The 26,842-nt window shown below is 34.8% G+C and carries 19 protein-coding genes; 9 read left to right on the top strand and 10 right to left on the bottom strand.

Going from position 1 to position 26,842, the window contains the following annotated elements:
* Nucleotides 1-28 precede the first annotated feature (28 nt).
* Nucleotides 29-1,003 carry an alpha/beta fold hydrolase gene (locus MY04_RS11790; protein ID WP_066209920.1) on the top strand — a complete coding sequence of 325 codons (975 nt, stop codon included), beginning with the start codon at nt 29-31 and terminating at the stop codon, nt 1,001-1,003.
* Nucleotides 1,004-1,299: 296 nt separating this feature from the next.
* Nucleotides 1,300-1,641, top strand: coding sequence for a cupin (locus MY04_RS11785; protein ID WP_066209919.1), 342 nt, complete (start codon nt 1,300-1,302; stop codon nt 1,639-1,641).
* Between the two features lie 44 nt (nt 1,642-1,685).
* Here MY04_RS11785 and glgX read toward each other — a convergent pair whose 3' ends face one another.
* The 4 genes from glgX to MY04_RS11765 form a co-directional block, all read right to left on the bottom strand.
* A complete protein-coding gene (gene glgX, locus MY04_RS11780) occupies nt 1,686-3,764 on the bottom strand; it encodes a glycogen debranching protein GlgX (RefSeq protein ID WP_066209917.1) in 2,079 nt (692 codons plus the stop codon).
* A 144-nt stretch (nt 3,765-3,908) separates the two neighbouring features.
* The gene (gene murA / locus MY04_RS11775) at nt 3,909-5,222 is read right to left on the bottom strand and encodes a UDP-N-acetylglucosamine 1-carboxyvinyltransferase (RefSeq protein WP_066209915.1); all 1,314 of its coding nucleotides are present in this window, start codon (nt 5,220-5,222) and stop codon (nt 3,909-3,911) included.
* Nucleotides 5,223-5,534: 312 nt separating this feature from the next.
* Nucleotides 5,535-6,173: a peroxiredoxin family protein gene (locus tag MY04_RS11770; RefSeq protein ID WP_066209913.1), complete on the bottom strand. Its 639-nt coding sequence runs from the start codon at nt 6,171-6,173 to the stop codon at nt 5,535-5,537.
* A 90-nt stretch (nt 6,174-6,263) separates the two neighbouring features.
* Complete coding sequence (locus tag MY04_RS11765; protein ID WP_066209912.1) at nt 6,264-7,469, bottom strand: chorismate-binding protein; 1,206 nt, start codon at nt 7,467-7,469, stop codon at nt 6,264-6,266.
* A gap of 360 nt (nt 7,470-7,829) precedes the next feature.
* On the opposite strand from MY04_RS11765, the gene MY04_RS11760 reads away from it, so the two are divergent.
* The 5 genes from MY04_RS11760 to MY04_RS11740 all read left to right on the top strand — a co-directional run bounded on the left by MY04_RS11760 (nt 7,830) and on the right by MY04_RS11740 (nt 14,480).
* Nucleotides 7,830-9,617: a DUF885 family protein gene (locus tag MY04_RS11760; protein ID WP_158297671.1), complete on the top strand. Its 1,788-nt coding sequence runs from the start codon at nt 7,830-7,832 to the stop codon at nt 9,615-9,617.
* 96 nt (nt 9,618-9,713) lie between these two features.
* A complete protein-coding gene (locus tag MY04_RS11755; RefSeq protein ID WP_066209907.1) occupies nt 9,714-10,469 on the top strand; it encodes an alpha/beta fold hydrolase in 756 nt (251 codons plus the stop codon).
* Nucleotides 10,470-10,643: 174 nt separating this feature from the next.
* Nucleotides 10,644-11,315: a CBS domain-containing protein gene (locus tag MY04_RS11750; RefSeq protein ID WP_066209905.1), complete on the top strand. Its 672-nt coding sequence runs from the start codon at nt 10,644-10,646 to the stop codon at nt 11,313-11,315.
* A gap of 2 nt (nt 11,316-11,317) precedes the next feature.
* The gene (locus MY04_RS11745) at nt 11,318-12,214 is read left to right on the top strand and encodes an NAD kinase (RefSeq protein WP_066209903.1); all 897 of its coding nucleotides are present in this window, start codon (nt 11,318-11,320) and stop codon (nt 12,212-12,214) included.
* 133 nt (nt 12,215-12,347) lie between these two features.
* A complete protein-coding gene (locus MY04_RS11740; protein WP_066209902.1) occupies nt 12,348-14,480 on the top strand; it encodes a M3 family metallopeptidase in 2,133 nt (710 codons plus the stop codon).
* Nucleotides 14,481-14,678: 198 nt separating this feature from the next.
* Here the strand turns inward: MY04_RS11740 and recQ are convergent, their stop codons facing one another.
* The 6 genes from recQ to miaA all read right to left on the bottom strand — a co-directional run bounded on the left by recQ (nt 14,679) and on the right by miaA (nt 22,769).
* Nucleotides 14,679-16,853: a DNA helicase RecQ gene (recQ, locus tag MY04_RS11735; protein WP_066209900.1), complete on the bottom strand. Its 2,175-nt coding sequence runs from the start codon at nt 16,851-16,853 to the stop codon at nt 14,679-14,681.
* A 264-nt stretch (nt 16,854-17,117) separates the two neighbouring features.
* Entirely contained in the window at nt 17,118-18,170 is a 1,053-nt protein-coding gene (locus MY04_RS11730) for a response regulator (protein WP_066209898.1), read from the bottom strand.
* 9 nt (nt 18,171-18,179) lie between these two features.
* Nucleotides 18,180-19,835 carry an ATP-binding protein gene (locus MY04_RS11725; RefSeq protein WP_066209896.1) on the bottom strand — a complete coding sequence of 552 codons (1,656 nt, stop codon included), beginning with the start codon at nt 19,833-19,835 and terminating at the stop codon, nt 18,180-18,182.
* Between the two features lie 15 nt (nt 19,836-19,850).
* Nucleotides 19,851-20,300: a response regulator gene (locus MY04_RS11720; protein WP_066209893.1), complete on the bottom strand. Its 450-nt coding sequence runs from the start codon at nt 20,298-20,300 to the stop codon at nt 19,851-19,853.
* A gap of 50 nt (nt 20,301-20,350) precedes the next feature.
* Nucleotides 20,351-21,874, bottom strand: coding sequence for a PAS domain-containing sensor histidine kinase (locus MY04_RS11715; protein ID WP_066209891.1), 1,524 nt, complete (start codon nt 21,872-21,874; stop codon nt 20,351-20,353).
* Nucleotides 21,855-22,769 (bottom strand): tRNA (adenosine(37)-N6)-dimethylallyltransferase MiaA, encoded by a 915-nt coding sequence (gene miaA / locus MY04_RS11710; RefSeq protein WP_066209890.1) that lies wholly within the window; start codon nt 22,767-22,769, stop codon nt 21,855-21,857. Before miaA ends, MY04_RS11715 begins: the two co-directional genes overlap by 20 nt.
* 116 nt (nt 22,770-22,885) lie before the next feature.
* Between miaA and MY04_RS11705 the strand changes: the two genes are divergently transcribed.
* Nucleotides 22,886-23,488 carry a thymidine kinase gene (locus tag MY04_RS11705; RefSeq protein ID WP_066209887.1) on the top strand — a complete coding sequence of 201 codons (603 nt, stop codon included), beginning with the start codon at nt 22,886-22,888 and terminating at the stop codon, nt 23,486-23,488.
* A gap of 62 nt (nt 23,489-23,550) precedes the next feature.
* A complete protein-coding gene (locus MY04_RS11700; protein ID WP_066209885.1) occupies nt 23,551-26,793 on the top strand; it encodes a PAS domain-containing protein in 3,243 nt (1,080 codons plus the stop codon).
* The last annotated feature ends 49 nt before the right edge of the window (nt 26,794-26,842 follow it).

Genomic DNA, 26,842 nt, shown 5'->3' with positions numbered 1-26,842 from the left:
CCTACTGCTTAACAAAAAAAATACATCTATGAAACTATGTCCACACCAATTGGTATTTGTGATCATGTTATTATTTATTGAGGTGTCATTTGGTCAGGGTTATCACCCATTAGATGAGGTGATTCATGTATCAAATAACCATGAAACCATGCCGGTAAAAGTACATGGAAATATGAATGCTAAAACACTGCTTTTAGTGGTACATGGAGGACCTGGAAGTTCGGTAGATGATTACCGTTCTTTTAATGGAAAAACAGGACTTCAATTAATAGAAGAGAAAACACTAGTGGCGTATTGGCAGCAAAGAGGTGCTGGAGATGCAAAAGGAGTTGATGATAAAAAGTACTATACTATAGATCAATATGTATCCGATTTGGATCATGTTGTAGATGAGATGCACGAAGTATTTCCTCATAAAAAAATTGTTCTTTTAGGGCATAGTTGGGGAGGGATGCTCAGTTCATCTTATTTATCATCCCCAGAACATAGAGCAAAGATTTCTGCATGGATAGATGCAGCAGGAGTTACCGACGGAACGAAGTTATTAGAATATGCTTTTGATGATGTAGATGCCGTAGTAAAAGAACATTTGATACAAGAAGAAAACTTAGATTTTTGGAAGGATGTAGCAAAACAGAAAACACCTCAAAATTCTTCTCTTTTGGCTTATTACATTTTAGATAAAATGCCTGATGCTCATCGTTATGTAAACATCGAAAAAATGCATTGGTCCGAGAGAGCAATTGCCTCAAACAATTCCCTTATTCCTGAAGTGCTCCTAACGAACAATAATCAAAACATGGAAGAATTGGATTTCCCTATTTTATTGATCTGGGGTAAATACGATTATTGTGTATCTAAAAAATTGAGAGAAGATTTAATTGAGCATTTAGATGCTGAACAAATCACCTCAGTAGAACTTCCTCATTCGGGACATTATATGATGATGAATGAGCCTGAATTATTTTCGAAGAAAGTAGGAGAGTTTCTAGATAAAATATAGTCTGGTTTTTCATCAAATAGTATCTGATGTAAACGAGATTCGATTTCTACAAAGAACGGGTTGATTGATATTGACCCGTTTTTTTGTAATCAATTGAATTACACTGATTAGTTGTGGTAAAAATCACTAATTATTAATGATTTACATTCTTGAAAATGAATAAGTGCTACTCTACTTTTGAATCATTCTAAATAAAAGACTAATTTATCTTTTATTTTATTCAATAATAAATCGATATCAATTGGGTGTTGGTTTATTGAAATCAATAGATTAATTCACATTAAAATTTTAAGAAAATGCTAACATCATCTGTATTAAAAAACATAGAATTCAACTCACAAAGACCTGTTGTTAATGTATTGTTTGAAACCGATTTTTCTAAGGAGATTAGTATTGCAATGGAGAGTGGAGTCGAAATGAAAGAACATAAAACTAAATATCCTATTGTTGTAGAATTAGTAGATGGTAAGCTAGATTTTGGAGTAGAAGGAGAAATTCATTCTTTAGAGAAAGGAGATATTTTAGCTTTAGATGGAGGTATTCCTCATAATTTAATAGCCAAAGAAAATAGCATAGTTCGTTTAACCCTTACAAAATACGATACATCGGATAGAGTAAAAGATGTAGCTTCTAAATAAAAAATAAACCCACAGACTTTTAATTCAGCCTGTGGGTTTATTATTTAATATGATTGTAACACAACCACTGATCTTGGGTTCAGCATCATTTTGCCTGCTGTTACTATCGGCGCCTCTTCATATTCATAAATATCCTCTGGTGCCTCTTTACTTGTATCAATCATACCTTTCCATTCTGTATGTTGTGCATAAATGGTAGGTTCAGGAATTTCAAATTCTAATTTCTCCCAATAGGTATTGACCATCACGTAAAGTTGTTCCCCTGTATTTGGAGAGGTCAACATATAAGCAATTGCGTGGGAATTATCATTCCAATCTGGATAATCAAATTCTACACCATGCCAAGTAATGATTGGTCTTCTTGCCCTTGCTTTAGAACTCCAGAAACGCTCTGTTTGGAAAACTTCATGCTTTAGGTTAAACTGAATTAGTTTTTTTACAAAGCGTAAAGTATCCTCGTGTTGATTAGGATCGTTCCAATTGAACCAACTTAGATCGTTATTCTGACAGTAAGCGTTATTGTTACCGTGTTGGGTTCTTCTTACTTCATCACCCATTAAAATCATAGGTGTGCCTTGAGAAAGGAGTAGTAAAGTGAAGAAGTTTTTCATTTGCTTCTTACGAAGATGCTCGATTTCCCAGTTTTCAGTTCCTCCTTCATGTCCGTGGTTCCAGCTGAAGTTATCGTTGGATCCATCTCTGTTGTCTTCGCCATTGGCTAAATTGTGCTTCTCGTTATAAGAAAGCAAATCGTTCATGGTAAAGCCATCATGACAAGTAATAAAGTTGATACTACGGTTAGGATCTCTTTCTTCTTGATTTTGGAAAACGTGATGTGATCCTTCTACACAACCTGCAAAAGCACCCACCAATTTATCATCTCCTTTGACAAAACGACGAAGTACATCTCTATACACTCCATTCCATTCTGACCAACGGTCGCCAACAAATGATCCTACTTGATATAAACCAGCAGCATCCCAAGCTTCGGCAATCATTTTAGTACCGGCAAGAATTGGATCGGACTCGATTTCCCAAAGAATTGGAGGGTTTTCTGATGGATTACCGTATTCATCTCTGGAAAGTACAGAAGCCAAATCGAAACGGAAACCGTCAACGTGCATCTCCGATACCCAATAGCGAAGGGAGTCCATAATCATTCTCCTTACAATGGAATGATTGGCGTTAAAGGAGTTACCACAACCAGAGAAATCCAAGAATTTATAGTTGTTGTGACGATCTAGAATATAATAAGTCGAAGCATCCAAACCTTTAAAGTTGATGGTTGGACCTTCTTCTGGATTAACCTCGGTTGTATGGTTGTACACTACATCAAGAATCACTTCAATTCCTGCTTTATGTAATGCCTTTACCATGTCTTTGAATTCTCTCACAGGTGCTGTTGGATCTTTTTGATCCATGGCATATAAAGAGTGAGGAGCAAAGAAGTTAATTGGAGAATATCCCCAATAGTTGATGCGGTTTTTAGGCGCATCGTGTGGATCAAATTGATAAATTGGAAGTAATTCTACAGCCGTAATTCCTAACTCTTGTAGGTAAGGAATTTTTTCTATCAGACCTGCATAAGTACCTCGTTTTTCATCATTTAAACCTGAAGATGGATCTTTAGTAAATCCTTCAACATGCATTTCATAGATAATGGTCTTCGAATACGGACGAGATAATGGTTTGTCATCTTCCCAATCGTATTCTCTATCATCTATGACAATACTTTTTAATGCGTGCAAGCAATTGTCACCCGGACGGATGGCTGCTTTACGAGAATAGTTGTCGTTCATGCACACTGCTTTCGCATAGGGATCGACCAATACTTTACTACCGTCGAACCAAGCCCCTTTTTCAGGGAGGAAGTCACCAAATGCTCTATAGCCATATACCTGACCATGACCAATGCCTTCTACGAAAACGTGCCAATAATAGAATGTTTTGTTTGTTTGTGGATTTAATCGAATAACATGGAAAGGTCTTGGACTGTCCTTGTCATTAAATAAAAGTAATTCAATAGCTGTTGCACCCTTCGAATAAATACAAAAATTGGTTCCTTTATCGGTAACCGTAGCACCTAATGGGTAACTGCTACCTTTTGAGTGTTTTATACTCATCGCACAATAATATTTTGATAGTTATTTTATTTATATCGAAACTATGTAGGGACGTTGCAGTGCAACGTCCGTACTAATTTAAGTAATTCAACGTCCGTATTGCAACGTCCCTACAATTTCAATAAGATGAGGGATTAGCCTCAATTAACGTCTTTCTATTTTAGCACCAAGTGCTTTTAAACGACCTTCGATATCTTGATATCCACGATCGATCTGATCAATATTGGAAATCACAGAAGTTCCCTCGGCAGATAAAGCAGCGATTAATAATGCTACACCTGCTCTAATATCAGGCGAACTCATTCTGATTCCTTTTAAATTCGACTGTCTATTCATACCAATAACAGTAGCTCTATGCGGATCGTTCAGGATGATTTGTGCACCCATATCAATTAGCTTATCCACGAAGAACAAACGACTTTCGAACATTTTCTGATGTACCAGCACTGTACCTTTTGCTTGAATAGCAGTAACCAATACAATACTTAATAAATCGGGAGTGAATAATGGCCAAGGGCCGTCGGCCACTGTAAGGATAGAACCATCGATAAAACGGTCTAATTGATAAGAATCCTGAGCAGGGATAAAGATATCGTCTCCTCTAAATTCCATTTGGATACCTAAACGCTTAAATACCGTTGGAATTTGTCCAAGTTCATCAATACGACAGTTTTTGATGGTGATTTCAGATTGAGTCATGGCTGCTAAACCAATGAAACTACCAATTTCAATCATATCCGGAAGCATTGTGTGAGTTGTTCCACCCAATCTTTCTACTCCTTCAATAGTTAGTAAATTCGATCCATGTCCAGTAATGTTTGCCCCCATACGGTTCAACATTTTACATAATTGTTGGATGTATGGTTCACAAGCAGCGTTGTAAAGAGTGGTTTTCCCTTTCGCCATTACAGCTGCCATAATTACATTGGCAGTACCTGTTACAGAGGGTTCGTCTAGTAAGATGTATGAACCATGAAGGTCCGTAGCATCAATTTTGAAGAAACCGTCTTTTGTATAATCGAATTTTGCTCCTAAGGTTTTGAAACCTAAGAAGTGAGTATCTAATCTTCTTCGTCCAATTTTATCTCCGCCCGGCTTAGGAATTTTACCTTTACCAAAACGAGCTAATAACGGTCCTAATACCATGATAGAACCACGTAGTTTAGAAGCTTTTTGTGAATATTCTTCAGTTTGTAAATGATCAATATTTACATCCTTAGCGATAAACTCAAAAGATCCTTCTCCTATTTTTTTCACTTTTACCCCGAAATCTTTTAAGATGTCAATCAGTTTCATGACATCAATAATATTGGGGATGTTGTGTATAGTTACTTTTTCTTCCGTTAAGAGTACGGCACACAAAATCTGTAGTGCCTCATTTTTTGCACCTTGAGGTGTAATTTCGCCTTTTAAGCGGTGACCACCTTCAACTATAAATTCTCCTTGTCCTGTTGACATAGTAGTGGGATAATAATTCAGAGATAATACCGATTTCTGATGGTTAAAATTTAATAGATCTTTCCTACAGAAACCATCAAAGCAAACTTTATCAGAAAGCCTTTAAAACTTGATATTATCAAAGATTTCCTTTGATAAAACCACGTTTAAAAAATAGGAGATACTTTATTAAAAAGTATCTCACATCAATATTAATCATTTATAGTAAAAAACACTATGTACAACAGTGATTTCGTTGCTTTTTTTAGTAATAATTTTCATTCTGAACGATCATTCAAATTATCCGTATCAAAAAGTAAGGATAAGAGGGAATTATTGTTCAGCTTTTATAGCTTCTATCATCGCTGTAGGCGACATACGAATACTGTATTGAGGATTGTATTGTTTGGCGATAATTTTCATGTTTTTATCGACAATATATGTGGCAGGAACAGGCAGGGAAGCATTGTGTAATGCGTTATTTGCTGCAATGTCTGTCATTAAAAAGGTTTTGATTTTTTTCTGATACTTTTCTGTCACTTCAAAAGTGACTTTGTAGTTGTTCATTACACTCATATCAGTATCTGATATCATAGGGAAAGTAAACTTTTTCTTTGTCGCAAATTTGTCTAAACTCTCTTTTTCTTCAGGGCTTACCATGATAATTTTAGCACCTGTATCATAAATGTAATCTAAAGAATCTCTGATGGATTTAAGATGTTTGTAACAAGATGGACACCAACTTCCTCTAAAGAAATTCACGATAACAGGACCGTCTTTTACCATTTCTGAAAGCATAATTTTGTTCCCATTTTGGTCAGTGCCACTAAAATCCGGGGCTGTATCACCTACGTTTAAACCAGGCTGTAAAGTCTCTACTTTAATTCCATATTTGGCATAAATATCTTTTTCTTGAGCGTAACTGTAAACTTGTAGGGTCATCAATAAGATGAAAGTGATAATCTTTTTCATAAGTGTAGATAAGAAAGGGTATAAAAAAAAGCGTTTTCAGTTTATTAGACAATTGAAAACACTTTTCCTTACAAAAATAGGGTTTTATTTTTATGAATTTAGATGTTTCAGCATCGTATCCATCTTTATTTCAGTTTCGTTCCATTCTTTTTCAGGATCTGAATCGGCTGTTATTCCAGCACCTGCATACAGAAGGGCATGATCATTAAAAAGCTGTAGACATCTTAAATTAACGAATAAATGATGCCTGTTTTCCAAGCCAATTGGACCAATGTAACCACTGTAAATAGAACGGTTATATTGTTCGTTTTGAAGAATAAAATCCGTAGCAATTTCTTTTGGCATTCCGCATACAGCAGAAGTAGGATGAAGTAAATCTAACATCACAGTGCCTAATTGTGGGAAATTAGTCGTTTTTGTGTCCACTTTAAACTCTGTACATAAGTGTAAAAGGTGAGCTGCGGCGACTGTTCTAGGACCAATTTCTTCAAATTCTCTCAATCGGATCTTTTTAAAGCAATTGATGATATATCTACTAACTAAAGCCTGTTCCTCAATTTCTTTACTTTTCCATGAAGCCTCTTTAGGTGAAATGCCGTTACTCGCTTGAGTGCCAGCCAAGGCAACGGTTTTAAAAATACCGTGCTCGTCTACGCTAATTAGAGTTTCTGGAGAAGCACCCATCCAAAGGCCAACATTCGGTATGTAGCAGATAGATACAAATGCGGCAGGGTAAGATTTGCTTAACTTCTGAAAGAATTCAAAAGGAGAGAAGTCTTCTTTTAGTTTTGCCTCTTTTGTTCTTGATAACACTACTTTGGTAAATTCTTCGTTTTGCATTGCTTCTACGCTTTCTGCGACGATAGAAGTAAAGTGTTCTTTAGAAGTAGGAGGGAAATGTTCTTTCAACATATTACCTTTCCACCTTTTTAAGGGTTGGTCGGGATCAAAACTGTGTATTTCGTGTTCTACTCTTTCCTTAATGGATAAATCATATGAATTCGAAAAGTCAATGTGATCCATTTCGGTGGTATAATAAATATCAGCAGGAATTAAATAAGCTTGCTTGTCTTTAGCTTGAAAAGGGTGGGCCAAAAAACCATTCGGTAATTCTTCAAGATCTGCAGATACTTTTAATGCCTCTTTTTGTAATGAGACCACAATACTTTGTGTATTTTCAAAAGGCATTTTCCAAGCGGCAAATGGTTGTCCGCTTTCTAAAGCTACAGAAAAGAGATGTTCGAATGAAAGTGTCTCTAATACTATTTGATCTATTTTTTGCTCTTTATTTTTCAAATTTCAGGTGCGAAGTTTAATTAAATAACTTATTATCAATGAATAAGTTCTATTCTGTTAATATTTATTAGCCTAGTATTTGCAAATTTAGAAGTATTTCAACTTTTTTTGTTGAAGTTTTCTGCTAACATTTTAAAAATCAGCTTAAAATTACTCTAAAGTTGACTTCATAGAAAAGTAAGAATAAGGTTTTTTTATCAAAGAATGAAATTCAATAAAATATACCGAGATTATATCCTCCAAAAATTAGCTCTTCATATTAAAAAAAGATGGGGGTTATATCTTCGTACAATCATCTTTTCTTTACTTTTTTATATGATAGGCGATGTATTAAATAATTGGTATTTCCGCCCATCAAAAATGTATACATTGCTCGATCGTTTTTTCTACGAATACACTTTAACTCACCCAGAGTTATTGACGAAAACGAAAGCATTTAAGTGGCCTTATGCCCCAGAAACCCTAGAAAGTCATTTAAATAATGAGTCGACAATTCAGAGCGAAAGAGATTTTGAATACCTGAAAGGGGAGTTGGAATTTTTAAATCGTTATGATCAACAAGGACTAACGGAACAAGAAGAATTATCCAGGGAGACTTTTGAATTTATCATGGATGTAAGCATTCTGGATCGTTGGATTTATAAGAATGTAAAATATCCAATTGATCAGATTACAGGTATCCAAGTGCAATTGCCATTGTTTATGGTGAATAACCATACCATTGATAATGTCAATCAAGCCTATAATTATGTGAGCAGATTAGAAGAAATTCAAAATAAGGTATCTGAATTGATCTCTGGAAAGAGTTTATATCCGAATGCTGCTGAAGATCAGATTACATCAAAAGGTATTTTATACCGAAGACCCTTTGAATCGTTAGAAGAGAGTATTCATCATTTTAATATTAATGATGGTCAAGCTTTGCCTCCAAAAAGTACTTTGAGACTTATCAATTTACAGCTAGAAGCATTTCTTTCTGCTCCATTAGAGGAGAATATTTTCTATGTTGATTTTATCAATAAGCTTGAAAAGATAGAAGATGAGAACCTCATTAGTCAGTTACCAGAATTAAAATATAGAGCTAAAAAGGCCATTGAAGGTGCCGTTATTCCATCTTTTGATGCACTTAAAAGAACTTTGGAAGAATTGGAATTTCAAGCAGAAGAAGAGATTACGTTGATGCGTTTTGGTAAGGAAGGCGACAATTATTACAGGCATTTACTTCAATATCATTTAGGTCTAAATAAAGAGGAAATAGAAGGAGAATACCGACCTAGAAACCTCAATTATATGGCTAAAAAGATGGTGAGGGTAGAGAAGCAAAAACTAAATACGCTGTTAGATTCTCTAGGAATACCTGATGGTAAATTGCAAGACCGATTCCATCATTTTATAAAAAGATATCCTCTCCAAAAAACGAAAAACTCTATTGTTAACTTTTTTGAGGCCTACAATCAGTCACCAAGAATGATTCAAGGATCAAAATTGCCTATAGAAGTGAGCTACTTTCCAGAGTATGTTCGAAACTTTTCTTTTGAACCTTTTTATTGTGAGGGTAGTTTTGATAATAGTAGAAATGGGCATGTTTATATCAATAAATCATTAAGTGATTATGAAACGTATATACTTGAGACGTATGCGGTATCTACTTATGCTTTGCATGAATGGTCTGATACTAAAATAAAAAATAGTACTATTCCTTTGTTTAGAAGAGAACTAAAACTCTCTTATACTTCCGAATTTTGGAAGAATATTTATGTGTCTGCTTACTACAAAAATGCCCCTCAGGAAAAACAAGTGCTGTATGCTTTTTGGAGACTAAATAATGCCTTATTGATGTGGTGTGATATAGGTATTCATCACTTTTTATGGACAAAAAACGAAGCATTACGCTACGTTGAGGAGAACTCTGCGTTAAATTATGTTGATGTAGAACGTATAGTTGAGGAGACTACAGCACAGCCAGCGAAGTTTTCTGCTATGGGATTTGGAATGTATTTATCCGATAAATTTCAAAAGGAATTAAAGATAAGTATTGATAATCAAGAAGGTAAGGATAGATTATTGACAGTGTTTAAGGAAGGTGCTTTAACCTTATCCAGCTTTGAAGCACTTCTTTTTGGTAAAGAGAGTAACGTAAATGAATGAAATGTTAATAAACAACTCATAATAAGTTACTAAAGCTAAAAATATAATCGTATCTTTGCACGTATTTTTACAATGAATATTGCAATTATTTAAGAAATGAGTTTAACTGTCCGAGAAAAACACGGTTTTAAATACATAGATGAGGGTGAAGGAGAAGTACTAATTCTCTTACACGGATTATTCGGTGCTTTAAGTAACTGGTCTGATGTTCTTAGTTACTTCTCAGGAAGATATCGTGTATTAATTCCTATGTTGCCAATTTACGATTCACCAAGAAATGAATCGAATTTGGAAGGACTTGTTGCCTATACAGAAAAATTTGTCGCTGACTTTGAGCTTAACGAATTTTCTCTTTTAGGAAATAGTTTAGGTGGTCACGTAGCTTTATTGTACACATTAGCCAACCCTGAAAGAGTAAAGAAACTTATCCTTACAGGATCTTCAGGCTTGTACGAATCAGGTATGGGATTATCTTATCCAAAAAGAGGTTCTTATGACTTTATTAAAGATAGAGTTGCTTACACATTCTACGATCCAGCAGTAGCTTCTAAAGAATTAGTAGATGAGTGTTATGAAGTAACTTCTGATAATGCGAAGTGTTTAAGAATTGTATATTACGCAAGATCTGCACAAAAGCATAACCTTCGTGAAGAATTAAAGAACATCAAATGCCCTACTCAATTGATTTGGGGCTTGAACGATACAATTACTCCTCCTTCAGCAGGACATGAGTTTAACCGATCGATACCAAATTCACAATTGCATTTTATCGACAAGTGTTGTCATGCACCAATGATGGAACATCCGAATAGATTTAACATGTTAGTGGACGATTTCTTGAGAAATAACTAACAATAATGTAAGTTTAGAGATACCTTTCTCATTTTCTCTAAATGTTATACATTTTTTTGGATGAGTATGTGCGAGTGCACAACCGATTTGGGAGGTAAATGTTGATTTTTATCAACACTTTTATCTCCCAAATTGTTTATATATACATATCTTTTCATCAAACACTAAGATGATATGCAATTAGCAAAAGATTTGTTGACAACTACATTGCCAACCATTCACCCAGATACCGCTTTAGAATGTGTGTTTTCTTATTACGAAGAAAATAACATTCTATCCTTGCCTGTCTTGAAAAAAGACAAGTATATAGGTATGGTTATGGAGCAAGACTTTTTTGACCTAGACCTAAGCCAAGGAGTAAAATCTGTAAAACTCCCATTATCAAACGAAGACGTTTCTGTTTTACCCTCAACACATTTATATGACTGCCTTAGAATTGTAGACGAATTCGATGTAGAAATAATACCAGTTGTTGATAAAGAGGATAAATATCATGGAACCATTATCGTCAAGGATATGATGGATAAGGTGGCAAGACTACATGCAGATCAAATCGAAGGAAGTATTGTCGTTCTTAGAATAGAAGCTATACATTATTCATTAGAAGATCTTAGTCGTTGGGTAGAAACAAATAATGTCAAAATATTAAGTTCTTTTGTAGAAGTGGATAATAACGACTCTAAAATGGTGATCGTTACCCTAAAGTTAAATACAATGAAAGTGGATGCTGTATTGGCTACATTCGAACGTTTTAGTCTTAATGTGATTTATTCTTCTGCTTCGGCCGAAGGAAAAGACGATTCTAAAGATCGATTGGACAATCTGATGCGCTACCTAGAACTCTAAAAATGAAATTAGCTTTACACAGTCGCAAACTTGAAAAAGAGAGAAGTGGTTTTTTAATAAATGCCATCAAAGAAATTCTCAATAGAAAAGAATTTGAATTGATGATTTCTGATGGTCTCGCACTTTATCTCGGAAATATAGATCCAGAAATAGGTAAGTCTCTACCCGTATTTAATTCTACGGAACAACTTAGAGGGGTAGATTTTATGATTTCTATTGGAGGAGACGGAACTCTTTTAGAAGCACTTACTTATGTGCAGGAGTTAGAAATACCTATCGTTGGTGTAAATGCTGGTAGATTAGGATTCTTAGCTTCTATACAAAGAGAGAATTTTACGCATACACTAGAAGCATTAATCAATGGATTCTTTTCTATAGAAGAACGTACAATGCTCACTTTGGTAAGTGATAGAGAAGATTTATTTGGAGGAATTAAATTCGGATTAAACGAATTTACGATCCTTAAAAGAGATACTTCCTCAATGATTGTCGTTCATACTTATCTAAATGGAGAATACCTCAATTCTTATTGGGCAGATGGTTTAATTGTTTCCACACCCTCTGGATCTACTGGATATTCTTTGAGTGTTGGAGGACCTGTCGTTATTCCTGGCTCAGAGAACTTTATTATCTCACCAGTATGTCCACATAACTTAAATGTAAGACCTTTAATCATCTCTGACAAAAGCGTTATTTCTTTTGAGATTGAAGGGAGAAGTAAAAACTTTTTAGTGTCTTTAGATTCTAGATCTGAAGCGGTAGATGCATCCATAGAATTAGCAGTGAAAAAATGTCCATTTAAAGCCAAATTGGTGAATATTGGTGGTGGAGAAAAATTCCTTGATACATTAAGAAAGAAATTACATTGGGGTTTAGATCGCAGAAATCCCGACGAATAATACGAAATTCAAAATCTCTATATACGACCACAATTCAAGAGGTGAACAAATATTTAAACTCGACAATAGCCTATTTTAGATAATCATTTATCTGATATAGGTCTATAATTTAATTAACCATATATTTTCAAAAATGAAAAAAACATTCCGTTCAATTATTGGAATTTCATCTTTATTCATCCTTCTATTTGGATGTGATAAAGCATCTAACAACAAATCAACAACATCGGATAATATGCTATTACAAGAGTGGGAAGGTCCTTATGGAGGTACTCCGGCATTTGATAAAATGCAAGTAGCAGATTTAAAAGATGCTATTGTTAATGGCATTGAAATTCATCTTAATGAAATTAATGAAATTTCGAATAATACAGCCCCAGCTACTTTTGAAAATACGATTGTAGCAATGGAAAAAGCAGGATCTGACTTAGATAGAGTATTTACTTATTACGGGATTTGGAGATCGAACATGTCTTCTCCTGAGCTTCGTGATATTGCAAAAGAGTTAGCACCAATTATCTCAGATTATTCATCAAAAATTAATCAGAATGATAAGCTGTATCAAAGAATTAAAAAGGTACATGAGGATAGTCAGACAACACCTCTAGAACAAGAAGCACAAAGAATTACAGACTTATATTACATTGGTTTTGTAATGAAAGGTGCTGATTTAGATGCAGCGAAGAAAAAGCGTTATGCAGAAATCGATAAAGAGTTATCTACTTTATATTCTGATTTTTCTAATAATGTTTTAGCAGATGAAGAAAGCTATGTAGTCTATCTTACAGACAAACAGTTGAGCGGTTTACCAGAATCTTTTGTAAAGTCTGCAGCTAAACAAGCAGAAGAAAGAGGTAAGAAAGGGCAGTATGCCGTACTGAATACAAGATCTTTTATGGAACCTTTCCTAACTTATTCTGATGAAAGAGAGTTAAGAAAGCAGGTTTGGACAAATTATATCAAGCGTGGAGATAACCGCGATGAGCATGATAACAATAAAATTATTGCTCAGATTCTTAAGTTAAGAGATGAAAGAGTGAAATTGATGGGTTATGCTAACTATGCGACTTGGCGTTTACAAGATCGTATGGCTAAGAATCCAGCAAATGCTATGGATTTGATGGAGAAGGTATGGGCTGCTTCTGTGAAGACAGTGCATAAAGAAGTAAAAGATATGCAAGCCGTAGCTAACAAGAGAGGTGATAAAATAACTATTGAGCCTTGGGACTATAGATATTACGCAGAGAAAGTACGTAAAGCGAAATACGATCTTGATTCTGATGAGGTAAAACAATACCTTCAATTAGAAAAGTTAAGAGAAGGAATGTTTATGGTAGCAGGTGAACTTTTCGGTTTTGAATTCAAAGCATTACCAAAAGGTAAAGTTCCTGTATTCCATGAAGACGTTCGTGTTTGGGAAGTATTGAACAAAGAAAATGGAGAACTAGTCGGTTTATGGTATTTAGATCCATATGCAAGAAAAGGTAAACGTTCTGGTGCTTGGGCAACTACATACAGAAGCTTTACATCTTTCGAAGGAAAGAAAATCGTGTTAGCATCAAATAATTCTAACTTTATTAAGCCTGCGCCAGGTGAAGTATCATTAGTATCTTGGTCAGATGCAGAAACGTTCTTCCATGAATTTGGGCACGCACTTCACTTCTTATCAGCCAATGTAAAATATCCTAAGTCGAATAGCGGTGTAAGAGATTATACAGAATTCCAATCTCAGTTATTGGAAAGATGGTTACCAACAGATAAAGTAATCAATGGCTTCTTAACTCATGTGAAGACAGGTAAGCCAATGCCACAAGAATTAGTGAAGAAGATTAAAGCTGCAGCGACATTTAATCAAGGATTCTCTACAACAGAATACTTAGCATCAGCTTTGATGGATATGAAATATCACACCACTGATGTATCGAATATTGATCCAATCACATTTGAGAAAGAGACACTAGACAAATTAGGTTTACCAAAAGAAATCGTAATGCGTCATAGATCAACTCAATTTGGTCACGTATTCTCAGGAGAAGGATATGCTGCCGCTTATTATGGTTACCTATGGGCTGATGTATTAACTTCTGATGCTGCAGAGTTATTCGAAGAATCGCCAAAAGGATACTATGATAAAGAAATTGCAGAGAAACTAGTGAAATATCTATTTGCTCCTAGAAACGCTATAGATCCAGCAGAAGCTTATAGAATGTTTAGAGGTCGTGATGCAGATTATAAAGCATTAATGAGAGATAGAGGGTTTATGTAGGCCGAATTTCTTGTAAACAAAGAGCTCCTGAAATTATGTAAATTTCAGGAGCTCTTTGTTTACAACTAATAAGTGATAACTAATAATTATTAAAATGACATTACAAATAAGACTGAACCAACGCTTTATATTGAAGTTTAAATCAGTTATTTCTTACCTTTTACCTATTAGTTATTCCTTATTACCTAATCCTTCATCCTAATTCGCCACCTCAGACAAGAACTTCACTCTCACTAAACGAATCTCGTCCTCACCAATTTCTTCATCAAGTTCATCAAAGGCATCGTCTAAAGAATCGGAGTCTGCATTCATGAAATAATCATAGATTTCATCAATACGGTCTTCGTCCATGATGGTTTCAATGTAATAATCAAGATTAAGTTTGGTGCCGGAGTCACAGATATTTTCGATTTCATCCAAAACATCATCAAATGATATTTTGAGGGTCTCAGCAATATCTTCAATATCTTGTTTTCTATCAATATGTTGAATGATAGTGATTTTTGACTTCGATTTATTGACGGTTGATTTCACTACTACATCTTTAGCTGTAGTGATTTCATTTTGTTCAACATAATCAGCAATGATATCGACAAATGGTTTCCCGAACTTTTTGGCTTTACCTGCACCAACGCCATTAATTTGCATTAATTCTTCGGTATTGGTAGGGTAGGTTGTGGCCATTTCTTCTAGAGAAGGTTCTTGGAAGATCGCATATGGTGGAATACCTTTTTGATGGGCAAGTTTCTTTCTTTTTGCTTTTAGAATATCAAAAAGTTCTTTATCAAAAGCATTGGTGATAACAGTTTCTTCGTTGAGTGCTTCTAATTCACTTGGCCATTGGTAATCTTGGGTGAACTCGATATCAAAAGGAGTTTTTTGGAATTCTTTTCCCTTTTCTGTCACTTTGATGATCGTGACGTTATCCACATCTTTAGTCAAGAACCCATGAATCATGGATTGTCTAATGATGGACTCCCAATATTGATTGTCTTCATCCTTACCTTTACCATAACAGTTTAATTCGTTATGGTGATAGCTATCTACATAGTCGGATGGAGTAGCCGTAATCACATCACAAATGTGATTGATACCAAATCTCTCTTCTGTTTCTAATGTAGCTTCTAAAGCAAGTAGAATTTTATCTTTAGCATTAAAACGTGTATGCTTTGTTTTACAGTTATCGCAATGTCCACAATTATTCTCCACTTTTTCTCCAAAGTAATGGAGTAGTTGTCTAGTTCTACAGACAGAAGAATTCGCATAATAGCTTATTTCCTGTAGTAGTATGTGTACATTTTCTCTTTCTGTCACTGATTTGTCCTTGTGGAATTTCTCTAGTTTTGCAACATCCTCCGGACTGTAAAGCATCATACAGTAAGATTCTAGACCATCACGTCCAGCACGACCAGTTTCTTGATAATAACCCTCTAATGATTTTGGTGCATCATAGTGAACAACAAAACGCACATCAGGCTTATCGATACCCATACCAAAGGCAATAGTAGCTACAATAACATCGCAATCCTCATTAAGGAAGGCATCTTGATTGGCCATACGAGTGCCCGATTCCATTCCAGCATGATAAGGTTGTGCATTGATACCATTGATACGTAAAAACTCGGCTACTTCCTCTACTTTTTTACGGCTAAGGCAGTATACAATACCCGATTTATTTTGATGCTGACGAATAAATTTAATCAGCTGTACTTTTGGATCTTTTTTAGGATGAACTTCGTAATACAGATTATCCCTATGGAAAGAAGACAAGAATATATTCGCATCTTCCATCTTTAAGTTTTTCTGTATATCAGCTCTTACTTTAGGAGTCGCAGTAGCTGTTAAGGCAATAATTGGTAAATCGCCAATAGCTTCTATAATCTGCTTAATTCTCCTATATTCAGGACGGAAATCATGTCCCCATTCAGAAATACAGTGGGCCTCATCAATAGCGATAAAGGAGATATTCGATTTCTGAAGTAATTCGATGTTTGCTTCTTTAGTTAATGATTCTGGTGCCACATAAAGTAGCTTGGTTTTACCTTCAAGAGTTTCCTTTTTTACTTTATTCGCTTCACTTTTAGAAAGCGTAGAATTTAGAAAACTAGCATTCACCCCAAGGGCCTGTAATTGGTCGACTTGGTTTTTCATTAATGCAATTAAAGGAGAAATTACAATAGCTGTTCCTTCCTGCATTAAGGCGGGAAGCTGATAGCATAGAGATTTTCCCGCTCCTGTTGGCATGATGACAAACGTATTTTTTCTTTCAAGAATATGAGTAATAATCACTTCTTGGTTGCCCCTAAACTGATTATATCCAAATACCTCTTTTAGTTTGTCTTTTAATGCAAATTGTACCTTAGTACTTGTCATATAACAATTATATAAATAGTTATCTGATCAAAAGTTGATTTGATAACAGTTTTTTTATCGTGTTTAAGTTGGAAGAGAGGTGAATAATTCATCTTCTTTCTTACCGTTTATGAATATACTAAATCACGGTTAGTTTTCATAACAGAATTTAAAATGCAAAGTTAATAACTGCATCTTAAAATGTTAACAAATTGAAATTTAATGATATAAAAAAGGTCTAAAAAAGAAGTTTTTTTAGACCTTTTAAATAATTGAGGCTTAAAATTAGTTACTCAAACGCTCTAATTTCGCTAAGTCAATTATAGTAATATTCTTATCCTTGATTTCAATTAAACGCTCATCTTTAAAGTCAGAAAGCGTACGGATAAGTGTTTCTTTAGCTGTACCAACGATTTTAGCCAAATCATCTCTAGTGATCGACATTCTTTCGTTTGGTCCTTGCTGATATCTCTTATCTAATTGAAGTAATACCTCTGCCACACGTTGTCTTACAGAACCATAAGCAAGTTTCAATAACTTCTCTTCTTGCTCGATTACCTCTTTTGTTAATAACTTGATGAAAGAGTGAGAAACGTCTCTATTATTATGAATCAATGAGAAGAAATCTTCTTTAGGAATCATAGTAATTTCACATTCTTCCAATACCATTGCCGATTCAGGGTAAGGTACGTCTTTCAATAAGGCTACATAGCCTAAGAAATCGCCAGCACCATGAATACCAGTGATGTATTCTTTACCGTCCTCGTTAGTTTTATATGTTTTTACTTTTCCGCTGACAACTTGAAGTAAAGCATTTGGATGATCACCTTCGTAGAAAAGAACACTTTTCTTTTTGTATGCACGAGATTTTCTGTTTTCTGACAACTTTTCCAAGTTATTCATTCCTCTTGCATCACTAATGAATGTATCAAACCCATCGGCAGATTGCTCGTAGCGTTTTTTTACAGTATCACTTTTTTTCAAGCGACTTTCAATAGCGTCTAGAAGTTCAACATCATCAAATGGTTTAGAAATGTAATCATCGGCACCGTGACTCATTCCTTTTCTGAAGTCTGATTTTTCTGCCTTTGCAGTTAAGAAAATAAACGGAATACTAGCAGTATTAGGGTCTTTACTTAAAGCAAACAAAACACCGTAACCGTCAAGTTCAGGCATCATGATATCACAAATGATTAAGTCAGGATTGTTTGCTCTAGCCTTTTCTACACCAAGCTTCCCGTTTTCAGCTGTAATAACTTCGTAATTTGATAATTCTAAGATTTCTGAGGTATTCTCTCTCATCTCAGGATTGTCTTCGATCAGAAGTATCTTTTTCATATTTATAAACTAATTTTTCGGTATTGTTACAGTAAATGTTGTGCCCTGTTCCTCTTTCGAAACAAAGTCAATCGCACCTTTTAACATCTCAAGGTACTTACTAACAATGTTTAGTCCTAGTCCAGTACCCTGTATATTTATAGCATTCTCAGCACGGAAGAATCGGTCGAATAGGTGAACTTGTTCCTTTTCAGGAATACCCATTCCTTCATCTCTTATGCTAATAGAAAATGTTTCTTCGTTTACTTCAGAATCTACCCAAATACGATCACCAATCCTCGAATATTTTATAGCATTTGATAGTAAATTGATGATGATGTTTTTTAAAATCTGAGGATCAGATTTAATCTTTTCCTCTCCATTATGAGAAATGATAATTTTTTGTCCCTGCTTCTTTACAGGAATCATTTCATCACAGATATTTTCTATAAAATCGTAAATCTGAATAGTGGAAATATGCACTTTTGCCTTTCCTTCCTCCAATTTACTAATAGAAAGGAAATCATTCAAAATTTGTGTAAGATTGTTAACGGAAGATTTGATTCTTTTAATATGTTTTTCCCTTTTTTCTGCTTGTTCTAAAGATGTGTATCTAGAAATCAAAGAAACAGAGGATAATATCGTACTCAACGGCGTTCTAAATTCATGAGAAGCCATAGAAACAAATCGACTTTTTAACTCGTTTAGTTGTCTTTCTTTTTTGAGTGATTTTAGGATTTCTTTTTCTGCTTTTCTTTGCTGGGTAATGTTCAACATTACCACTAAAAGTTGTTTGGTTTGCTGTCGACTATTTTTAATAGGGACAATAATCACAGAGTACTTGATGTCCTTGTAATCAAACTCAAATATAATTTCCTCTCCAGAATCAATGACCTGTTTTGTGAGCTCAAATTTTTGAGTATAAACATCAGCCATTGCAGGGTCATTTCTTGATAAAAATTCAAAGAAACGAGCTCCAATTATTTTTTTAGAGTCAAGTTCAAGGTCTTTAAAACCTTTACCGTCTGCAAATATATAATGTAAATTTTCGTCGAGTACGGCAACAATACCATAAGGGAAGTTGTGGGCAATTACTTTATAGATCGCCTGACTCCTTACGAGTTCCTCTTCCGCTTTTTTTCTCTCATTTATTTGTAGTTCAAGATCCTCGTTAGAACGCTGTAAAGTTTTAATGGCTTTATCCAGCTGTCTTGTTCTGTCTTGAACACGTTGTTCTAATTGTTCGTTTAGTTCTTTAATATGATTGATGTTCGAACTATGCAGAATACTATGTCTTATCGCTCTTTCAAGTTGTTGATAAGTCATTTTTCCCTTCACCAAATAATCAGATGCACCGGCAGTCATCGCTTGTTCATCGACCTTTACATCACCTTGTCCTGTAAGAAGAATAAAAGGTAGATGTCTTCCAGTTTTATCAAGTGATTCAATAATTAGATCAAGGCCACTTTTTGCACCAAGAAGGTAATCAACAATATAAACATCATAATCACCACTCATCACTTTTTCAAGTGCCTTGTCATAATTAGGCTCCCATTCTAATGAATAATTACGAAAGGGTATTTCTTCTAAAATATCTTCGGTAATGATGTAGTCGTCTTCATCATCATCGATTAAAAGTACTTTAATAGTAGCACTTGGTTGTTCTAATATATTAGAGAAGGGCATTTAATAAATGGTTTTTTAATTTTTTGGTAAACGTACAGTGTTGAACCAATATTGATGGATGGTTTTAAAGATATCCACCATGGCATCAAACTGTACCGGTTTAGTAATATACGAACTAACCCCTAAGTTATAAGTTTTTAGGATATCATCCTCATCGTTTGAAGTTGTTAAAACCACTATTGGGATTTTTTTTAATGTTGGGTCTTTTTTGATCTCACAAATGCAGTCTTTGCCATCTTTTTTAGGCATGTTGAGGTCAAGTAAAATTAAATCGGGTAAACATTGGTTTTCAAGTTCTTGAAATTGATTATTCCGATTTAAATAACTCATTAATTCCTCTCCATTTTCGACAAAAGTAAGATCACCTTTTAATTCACATTCATCAAAAGCTTCTTGTGTCATCATACGATCATCAGGATCGTCTTCAGCACAAATAATATTCATGGGCGTTAGATAATTGTTCATAAAATGAAAGTTATGTTTGGTAAGTCTATGTAAAAAATAAACTAAATAGTTTAGTAAGTTCCGTTCTCAATATTTGTTTGCATACTAATAGTAAATACCGTCCCTTTATTAATCACACTTTCTGCTGTAATATCCCCTCCATGTCGTTGAGCAATTTTTTTACAGATAGCCAGACCAATTCCAGAACCATTGTATTTTCTACCTTCTAGTCGTTGAAAAATCTGGAAGATTCTATCACTGTATTTTTGATCGAATCCGATTCCATTATCTTCTACCGAAATATAAATAAAGTTAGGTTGATTTTCATCTTCTTTAAACGTGATTTTCACAACCGGGTCAAGATCATCTTGTTTAAATTTGATGGCATTTGAAATTAAATTTTGAAACAGTTGTCTAAGCTGTGTTTCGTCCCCTTTGATTGTTGGTAAATCGGGAAGGTTAATTTCTGCATTCGAATCAGTAATTGATATTTCCAAGTCAGATAAAACGTCCTCCAGGATCTTATTCAAGTCGATTTCTCCAAACGGTTTAGCCTTTGATGATATCCTCGAGAAGCGTAATAAATCAGAAATTAATTGTTGCATTCTTTCCGCAGAACTCAACATTCTATCGATGTAATCTTTTCCTTTATCAGAAAGATTTTCTTTTTCTTTCTTTTGAAGTCGATCCCCAAAAGCACGAATTTTTCTTAAAGGCTCCTGTAAGTCATGTGAACTCACATAAGCAAAGTCTTCCAATTCTCTATTTTTAGAAATCAATTCTTGCAGATATTGCTGTACTTTATTCTCGTTTTCAATCCGAGTAGTTACATCCTCTGCAAAAATGATGATTCCGCTAATTTCTCTATCGTTGTTGTACCAAGGGTGGGCTTCCCATTCAATACAAACCGTATCTCCATTGAATTTTTGGATATGATCGAGTTGTATGCCTGTTTTTTGACCCAATAAAACATTCTGGAAAATATTTTTCCAATCTTCTTTGAAGTAATAATCTTCCGTGATACTATGGCCTATTACATCAGATAAATCTTGTCTAGAATCTAAAATTGTTTTTTTCCAACGAGAACTTGCTACTAGATATTTTAATTCTAAATCCAACATAGCAATTGCCGCAGGAGCATAATCAGCATAATATTCAAGAAGTTGACGTTGTTCGATGACTTCTTTTTCTGCAATTTTTCTCTTTGTAATATCATTTACAAAGGCCGTATAATAATGTTCACCTTCAATTTCTAGAGGACTAATCGATATCTCTACAATAAAAGTAGACCCATCTTTTTTCTGAGCCTGAAATTCTTTTCCATCACCTTTAGTACGCATTTTAGGTTGTTCAAAAGAACTGTTTCTAAACGATACGTGTGTTTTTTTTAAGCTATCAGGAACAAGTGTTTCTATAGGTTGATCGATGAGTTCGTTTTGGCCATAGCCAAATATTTTTTCGGCCATCGGGTTCACACCTATAATGATTCCTTTTCTATTAATAATTACAATTCCTTCGGATGCGGCTGTAAATAAAGCGGATAAGGGGTCTCCTTCTTTTAGGAAAAATGGAGCGTTATTGGTTAATTTTTTCATTCAAATACTTTATTACTTCTTTTAATTGATCTGGGTGTGCCCAGTGGGTGTCAGGATTTCTTCGGAACCAACTTAATTGTTTCTTAGCATATCTTCTGCTATTCCTCTTTAGTAGTTCAACCGTTTCTTTCCAATCGTGTTTTTGATCCCAAAAATCAAAAATTTCTTTGTACCCTACAGTTTGTAAGGCGTTGTGTGTTTTGTATTCTTTAAGTCGTTCAACTTCTTCGACCAAACCATTTTTTAGCATCAGTTCCATTCTAAAATTGATCCTATCATACAATTCTTGTCGGTCTCTGTCTAATCCAATAGTGATAATATCAAAAGGTCGTTGTACGGAAGCTTTGTTTCTTTGACTTGTATAGGTTTTGCCTGTAATTTCTATGACCTCCAAAGCTCTAATCACACGCTGTGTATTTGCTCTATCGACCACTTCATAATATTCAGGATCTTTGATTTTTAATTGATCAAGCAAAGGTTGAATACCTTCGTCTTTGAATTGTTGATTAAGCTTATTTCGAATTTCGGGCTGAGACGTAGGCATTGGGTCGATTCCTTTGCATACTGCATCAACATACATGCCTGAACCTCCGGAAAGAATGACTGTTTGATGTTTTTGAAAAAGATCCTCTAACAAAGCAAGTGTGTCTTTTTCGTAATGTCCGAAACTATATTCTTGATTGATACTTAAATGCCCAACAAAATGATGGGGAACGTCTTGCATTTCCTCTTCTGTTGGTCGAGCAGTACCAATTTGCATTTCTTTGAAAAATTGACGGGAATCGGCATACACCACCTCAGTTTTTAATTCTTGTGCCAATTTCACACAAAAATCTGTCTTACCAACCGCTGTTGGCCCAACCACCACTATTAATACTTTTTTATCTTCTTTCATATCGAATGCCCATCCTTAATCTTACTTTGCAAAGTTAACAAATGAATTGATACATTAATAGTTATTGGTACAGACAAAAGTGTACCTTTGCAAACTAATAATTCAACTGTATCAAAATGTTTGTAGAACCTAGATTTAACGACCGATCAGACGAGAAGGCAATTGGCTGGATAGAAGTAGTGTGTGGCTCCATGTTTTCAGGCAAAACTGAAGAACTTATCAGAAGAGTTAACAGAGCAACAATTGCAAAACAAACAGTACATATTTTTAAACCTGCTGTAGATACAAGATATCACGAAGAAAACGTAGTATCTCATAATTCTAACTCAATTATTTCCACTCCAGTGAAAACTGCAGGGGAGATTACACAATATGTTGGCAAAAATGAAGTTATAGCTATTGATGAAGCACAGTTTTTTGATCAGACTTTAGTCGATGTTTGTGTTGACTTAGCCAACAAAGGGCATCGTATTATTGTATGTGGTTTAGATATGGATTTTCAAGGGAATCCGTTCGAACCTATGCCACAATTAATGGCAATTGCTGAATATGTTACAAAGTTGCACGCTATTTGTGTGAAATGTGGTGAACCGGCATTATATTCCTACCGATTATCTGCATCTAAGGATCAAGTTCTTCTAGGAGAAACAGATTCCTATGAAGCAAGATGTAGAAAATGCTATCAAAAAGGAATGAGTGACCGTAGTTCAGATTCTTGATTATCAGGGAGTCAGGTACAGCTGATATCTCTGTGTTATCTAGCTGAAAAATAGACTTCTCGATGAGAAATAGAATTGATACAGATAATTTTAAACGTCAATTAATACGTTACTTTAGTTTTAGAACTATTCAGGGTAGGAACGTTCTCCTAACGACTTCTTACCTTTTGATTTTGATTGCCTTCACAATTTTTGTGGTCTATCAAAATAAATTAGTAAGTGATGTTGGTGATAGGGTAATCCAAACTAGAAATCCTATCACCGTCATGACTTCTAGAATTAATGCAGGTCTCGATAGGGTATCTGCAGCACAAAGAGGCTACTTTTTGACAAAAGACGACAGTTACAAAGACGAAAGAAACTCGCTTTGGGATACTGATATTTTACCAGCCTTAGAAAAACTAGAAATTTTAGGCAAACAACTGACTTCTCAAGACAGACGTTCCATAGATGCATTAGGTATTCTTTTGAAGGAGTATAAACACGGTCAGGACGATCTAGAACTCTACTTTGAGCAACATCTTACCGATTTTGCTGCAATTCAAGAAGACATAGAAGAACTCGATTCCCTCACATTACGATTAAAGCTCGAAAGTTTTAAAAAGAAAGTAGAGGTAGACGAATATATTGTCGATTATTTATTGAACAATATATCACCACTTAAAGCAGAAATTAGAGAATATTTAGGCCCATTATCTCAACAGCAACAAAAAGCCATGTTGGATGATGTAAAGAGAATCAACGAAGATATTGATAGTGCTAACTCATCAATTGCCTTTGTTACAGCATTCTTTGCCATCTTGGCCATTGGTTCATCACTACTTGTAATTCGAACATTAAATACCTCATTACAACGGCCAATTAATCAGTTGGACCGTTTATCAGTGGGTGATCTCGGTGAAAATATCGAAGAAACCAATGATGAGATGAACGATATCATTACCTCGTCCAACCGACTCCGACAAAACTTGGATAAAGCATCTGCTTTTGCCTTAAACATTGGTGAAGGGAACTTTGAAGCTGATTTCTTGCCGGCAGGTAATCACGATATGTTAGGTAATGCATTGGTTCAAATGAGGGATCGTTTGAAAAATGTGGCAGATGAGGATGAAAAACGAAACTGGATTACTAAGGGTATGGCCCATTTTGGAGATATTCTTAGACAGTACAGTGATATCAAAGAGTTATCAAATTCTATTGTAACCGAATTGGTTCGTTACTTAAATGCCAACCAAGGAGAGTTATTCTTTATTGAAGAAGATGAAGATGGAGAAAGATATCTTAATCTAGAAGCAACATATGCTTTTGAGAGAAAAAGAATCATAGAGAAGAAGATACATGTCGATGGTCGCTTTGCTGAAGGATTACTTGGACAATCTTACTTGCTAGGAGAAACCATTTATCTAAATGACGTTCCTCCGGGATATATTGAAATTACTTCAGGTTTAGGTGATTCTACACCGAGAGCTGTTTTAATTGTTCCTTTAAAGATTAATGATGCTGTTGAAGGTGTTTTAGAAATTGCAAGTTTTAGAGAAATAGCAAGCTTTGAAGTAGAATTTGTAGAGAAAGTAGCTGAATCTATTGCCTCTACACTGAGAACGGCAAAAAATAACGAAAGAACCAAAGAGCTATTAATGTCATCTCAAGAACAAAGAGATCACTTAAGAAGCCAAGAAGAAGAGATGCGTCAGAATTATGAGGAGCTGCAAGCGACTCAAGAGGAAATGGAAAGACGTCAGATCGAATTAGAAAACTTAAAGAAAACACTTCAAAATCAAGTAAAAGAAAGAACGAACGAACTAGAAAAAACACTAGAAAGGTTCGATCTAGCATTGCAAGGTACTACCGAGGGTATTTGGGATGCCGTCTTAAAAAATGGGGAATTGGATAGTTCTACCATTTTCTGGTGGTCTCCTCGTTACGAAGAGTTACTGGGTTATGAAGAAGGTGAATTAGAAAATTCTTTAGATTCATTCTTACAAAATATACATCCTAATCAAAGAGAAGAATCAACCAAATTATTCAATGGTTTAATTAATGATCATTTAGGAATTGCACCAAATCAAACTGATGTACAACTGAGACTAAAAGATGGTACTTACAAATGGTTCCATGTTTCAGGAGCGGTAAAACATAATGAAAACGGTAAAGCGGTTCGATTTGCAGGAGCAATTAATGATATTTCTTCTAATGTAGACTTAAAAGTATCGCAAGAATTGTTATCTCTTAGAGAAGCGAACTTAAAAGCATTCCTAGATGTAACACAAGATTTTGTTATCGCTATCGATACAAAAATGATGGTTACTTTGGCCAACAATGCTATCAAGGAAGCTTTAAAAACTAGAGGTTTAGATATCATAGAAGGAGAAACAGTGATCTTGGATATGGTTCGACCAGAAAACAGGGATCATTACCATAAGAACATTAGAAGAGTATTGGACGGAGAAGTATTTAATGATGAAATGAGTTTCCAATTCGGAAATTTAAAACGAATCATGGATACGAGATACTACCCAATTATATCAGACGATAATCAAATTGTTGGTGCAACAGTAATGTTCCATGATATTACTAACCGTAAGCAAAGAGAAATAGATCTAATCGAGTCAAGAAGACAAATGAAAGCTATTTTTGATACTTACGATGCAGAGGTGTACATGAAAGACCTTGAAGGAAAGTATATCATGGCCGATCAGACATTTATATCTTCTTTAGATGTTGACTTTGATATTATCGGAAAAACTGATGTAGAAATCTATGGACCTGAAAAAGGAGAAGAAATTTGGGAATTGGATGAGGCAATTTCTGAACAAGAAACAGAAATTTCTTATCTAGACACAAGAGAGGATGGTAGCAAATTCAAATGTGTAAAATTCCCTATGGTAAATTCTGCTGGTAAGGTATATGCTATTTGTAGTATTGCTTCCAAATTAGAATTTGAGGGTGAATTGGATAACGGGGTTGATAAAGTACCTAACCCAGTAATCTATAGAAGTGCGAGTAATCCAAAAGAAATAGTGCATCAAAGTGGAACTTGGAAAAATTACTTTGGTGAAGATATTTCTTTAGATAGATATATAGCAGAAAAGGATCAGGATCGATATGATAATGCCTTGTCAATAATTACTGATGCTATAAACCAAGGGAAAGCTTATTACGAAACGTATGTGGTTACCCTTGATAATGGAAACAAATTATTGATGTTGGAAAAAGGTAATGCAGTAGAAAGAGATTACGATGGAGAAAAGGTTGTGGTTTCTTCTCTAATTAATCTGACTCCATTACGTCCTAATCATGCATAAATCGATAATTTAATTACCTTTGCATCACTTTAATTTAATTATTCAAAAA

Origin of the sequence: Flammeovirga sp. MY04 (assembly GCF_001682195.2) — a bacterium.
Classification (GTDB): Bacteria; Bacteroidota; Bacteroidia; order Cytophagales; family Flammeovirgaceae; genus Flammeovirga; species Flammeovirga yaeyamensis.
This window is presented reverse-complemented; position numbering and strand designations above follow the sequence as displayed.